Source organism: Streptomyces cahuitamycinicus (assembly GCF_002891435.1).
Taxonomy (GTDB): Bacteria; Actinomycetota; Actinomycetes; order Streptomycetales; family Streptomycetaceae; genus Streptomyces; species Streptomyces cahuitamycinicus.
Genome location: NZ_POUC01000617.1, coordinates 1 through 3,507, shown reverse-complemented (window position 1 = coordinate 3,507; position 3,507 = coordinate 1). Strand labels below are relative to the sequence as shown.

The 3,507-nt window shown below is 71.7% G+C and carries 6 protein-coding genes; all 6 read right to left on the bottom strand.

The annotated features are described in order from the left end of the window. Nucleotides 1-11: 11 nt before the first annotated feature. On the bottom strand, nt 12-458 hold the full coding sequence (locus C1J00_RS40420) for an SPDY domain-containing protein (RefSeq protein ID WP_342751799.1): 447 nt from the start codon (nt 456-458) through the stop codon (nt 12-14). A gap of 98 nt (nt 459-556) precedes the next feature. Beyond that, entirely contained in the window at nt 557-1,069 is a 513-nt protein-coding gene (locus C1J00_RS40415; protein WP_180989876.1) for a hypothetical protein, read from the bottom strand. 73 nt (nt 1,070-1,142) lie between these two features. Beyond that, nucleotides 1,143-1,961 carry an SPDY domain-containing protein gene (locus C1J00_RS40410; protein ID WP_102913828.1) on the bottom strand — a complete coding sequence of 273 codons (819 nt, stop codon included), beginning with the start codon at nt 1,959-1,961 and terminating at the stop codon, nt 1,143-1,145. After that, complete coding sequence (locus C1J00_RS40405) at nt 1,952-2,308, bottom strand: hypothetical protein (RefSeq protein ID WP_102913825.1); 357 nt, start codon at nt 2,306-2,308, stop codon at nt 1,952-1,954. The genes C1J00_RS40410 and C1J00_RS40405 overlap by 10 nt, the downstream gene beginning before the upstream one ends. 28 nt (nt 2,309-2,336) lie before the next feature. Further along, entirely contained in the window at nt 2,337-3,140 is an 804-nt protein-coding gene (locus C1J00_RS40400; RefSeq protein WP_102913824.1) for an SPDY domain-containing protein, read from the bottom strand. Beyond that, the coding region (locus C1J00_RS40395) for a hypothetical protein (protein WP_245936700.1) at nt 3,137-3,507 on the bottom strand (371 nt) is incomplete at its 5' end. The genes C1J00_RS40400 and C1J00_RS40395, both read right to left, overlap by 4 nt.

Below are 3,507 nucleotides of genomic sequence, written 5' to 3'. Positions count from 1 at the left end.
GGGAGGGAGGGTTAGCGGCTGCGGCCGTGCCTGGGCGGCGCTGGCCGTGAGGGGATCGAGGCCGTCGGCGTGGTGGTGTGCCGGGCAGCGAGGGAGTGAACGCGGTCTTCCAGCGCGCCGGCGAGGTACACGGCGAGCACGTCGGTCGTCCGGCGGATGACGACGTTCGGGTCGAGGGTCGGCAGACTGCGCCCGCTGTCGGTGCGGTGCACCTGCTTCGGATCGCCGAGCGCGGCGGTGAACGCGGCGTCAAGGTGTGGCGGAGTGTGCGCACCGAAGCGGGCCTGCCAGACCTTCTGGTGCATGCCGAGGGTGACGGTGACGAACCGGGCTTCCGGATCAGCCGGTGCTCCCAGCCGCTCGACGTACGCCGGCCGGGCAGGTGGGCCTTCTGGTCGGGGCTGGAGAGCAGGACGCGTGGCATCAGGGGTCGTTGCCGTGGCTCCATCTGCAGGCACGGTGGGGGGGAACGGTGATCCAGGCGGGTTACCGCCGCCGGCGAGGTGGAGCGGGGTGATGAAGTCGACCTCGAGGGTCTCGGGAGTCGGGGCCCTAGTCACTTCCGTGCCGCGGTTCGTCGCACGGGTGCGAGGGCAGGCATGGGAACCAGGGATGAGGGGGCCTTGCGGGCTGCGGTGTTGATCTCCCGGAGCGCTTTGCCGTGGGTGGCCCAGTCGTCGAGGTAGCTCCAGGATTCGGCGTGATGTTCGGCGAGGGCGTCGTCGAATTCGGCGGTGCCGGGCTTGGCGGTGGCGGGCAGGTTGTCGCGAGTGAGCAGCCACTGCTCGTGCAGTTCGTCGAGACGGTCGAGGGCCGTGTGCAGGACGCCCAGCTGGTATACCCAGCGGCTCTGCACCGTGTTCTCCGGCAGCTGGGCCAGCTGTGTCTCGGCGGTCGCCAGCAGGTGCCGGGCGCCGTAGCGGAGCGGCTCGAACGCCTCGGCGGTGTCGGCATCACGCTGGCTCTTGCGCATGCCGTAGGCGTGGTCGTCGTAGGGCCAGCCGTCGAGGCCGGTGTGCTCGTCGGAGTAGGCGTCCCAGGCGTCGAGGATCTTCTTGCTGTCCCGCACGTAGTGGTCGAGGTGGCGCAGGAAGTCGCGGTGTGCGTGGTGATCTCGGGAGATGGGGAGGGGTCCTTTCAGGTCAGCGGCGAGCCGCCGGCTGCGCGGTACTGGCGTGGGCCGGGATCGTCGCGGGTTTCGTCTGCTGGCGGCGGGCTGAGCGTGCCTGGGCGCGCAGGTGCTTGATGCGCGTGGCGTGGGCGTCGACCACCAGCTGCGGGTGCAGCGGGCTGGGCTCCTGTACGGCGCTGTAGTGGCCGGTGCGTTCGAACATGCCGCGCTGGAGCGGGCTGCGGTCGGTCAGCGCGGTGAGGAACGCGCTGACCAGGTGAGCGGGGGTGTGCTCGTCGAGGTAGGCGTGCCAGATGCGCGGGCCGGAAAACTCCCCGTGGCCGGGCTCGCGGGTCTCGATGTGCCAGGACGACCGGTCGTGGAATTCGCTCAACGGCCGCAGTTCGATGTGGCACATGGAGTCCGGCGAGCGCGCGCCGTCTGGCTCGTGGTGCCATCCTGCCGAGGTCACCTGCTGCCACGGGTCCGGCTGCTGTGGCGGCGGGGCGGTGAGGGCGTCGGTGAAGGCGGCGAGGACCTCGGCGGGCACGAGTTCGCCGAACTCGGCGTACCAACCGGGCTCGGTGCCGACGGGCTCCGCCCGTAGCCGCCACCACGCCGAGGTGCGGGACTGCGGGTCGAACTGGAGCCGGTGGCGAAGGTCAGGGCTTGCCAGGATGATCTCGGCGCTCAAGGGGTCGGAGACGGCGTTCCATCCGGCGGCGGCCAGGCCGTGGGTGACGTGGCGGGCGTCTCCGGGGCCGGCGAGGTGGCGGGGGCTGGTGTCGTACGGGATCTGCACGGCGTGCTTGTCGGCGAAGGCGGCGAGCTGCCGTTCGCTCAGCGGCACCAGCAGCACCCCTGCTCGCTCGTCGGCGAACTGCCGTACAGGTCACGGAGATCGTCCAGCACGTAGTGGAGGGTGTGCTGGTCGGCCAGTTCCCACGCGGCCGTGCGCAGCTCGGTGATCAGCAGGTCGCCCTGCGCCGTGCGCGGCGCGTCAGGGCTCTCCTGAACGGCGCGGGCGAGGGCGCGCAGCGTGTCGGCGAACTGGACGGGCAGGCCCGTGTACTCGTCGAGGAGGGGCTCGACGAGGGCGAGGGCTTCTGCGGGATCGGGGTTCTCGCGCAAGTAGTCGGTGAGGTCCGCGAGCGTTTCGGTCAGGGTGCGGATGGTGTCCGGGGTGAGTGCGGGCATCGGGCTCCTCGGGGCGGGGCTATTGCGGTCAGCGGCGGGTGCGTGCGCCGCCGGCCGGGGTGTAGGGACGGGCGCTGGTGCGCGGCCTGGTGCTACGGGCGCTGTTGCGGGCCCAGGTGGCGGCGCGGGCGGCCGTGATGCGGGCCTGCTGCCACGCACTGAGCTGGGAGGGCTTCACGGACACCGACCAGGTACGGATCTGCGCGCTGTGCGGCACGCGTCCGCGCGGGCGCATCACGGGGTCCGGGCTGGCGAGTTCGGTGGAGAAGGCTTGCACCAGGTGCATCGGGGTGTTCGGCGTGAAGTTGGCCGTCCAGCCGTTGCCCTGCTTGTCCTGCGCTCCGGTCCACCACATCGCCGCCCCGTCGGGACTCTGCCGGTACTGCATCCACGCGGTGCCGTCGGGGCTCGTCGCCATGTAGTCCTGGCCCTCGAAGCGCGTGTGCCAGTTCTGCTCCTGCAGAGGGGCCCAGACGTTGGGGGCGTGGGCTGAGCGGGGACGGGTGAGGGCGTCGGTCAGGCCGGCGACGATCTCCGCCGGCGTTTGCTGGCCCAGGTGGGCGGACCACTCGCCGTTCGCTCCGTCTGCGTGGCCGTGGATGGTCCATCCGCCGGGGAGGACGTAGGGGTCGTAGGCGATGCGGACGGTGCGGTCCGGGCTCTCCATGCGCAGGGGGCCGCCCGTCTTGGACTTGTCCCGCCAGCCGGAGGCGCGCAGGAACTCCGAGACGTGCCGGACGTCGCCGCCGCCGGCCAGGGCGCGGGGCTGGACGAGGTAGTGCTGCTCGGCCTGCTCGTCGGGTCCCCAACCCTGCCACTGCTTCTTCTTCACCGGCGGCGCCGGACGACGAGCGGTGCGGGTGCCGGGGGCTTCGCCGCCGTAGTGGCGGGCTGGGCGCCGACGCGCTTAAGAGCGTCTTTGTGTTCGTCCAGGTCGAGGGTGATGTCGCCGAGTTCGTTCGAGGCACGGCCCAGGGCGAGCCACACCTCCGCGGGGAGCGCGCCTCGCTCTGCCTGGTCCTTGGCGAACACGCTGCCGGTGGCGACGAGGTGGGTGACGCCGCCGAGGACTCCGGTATCCGGGTCGAGCACGCGGGCGATGACCTGAACGGCCTGGGGCGGGGGAAGCTGAGAGAGGTGGTCGGCGAGCTGGCCGAGCTGGCGGGTGATCTCGTCGGCCAGTCTCACCGGGTAGGGGG

What these genes read in the sequence shown, in the direction of transcription:
- C1J00_RS40405 (WP_102913825.1), bottom strand. Translation starts at nt 2,308, where the DNA reads ATGCCCGCACTCACCCCGGACACCATCCGCACCCTGACCGAAACGCTC.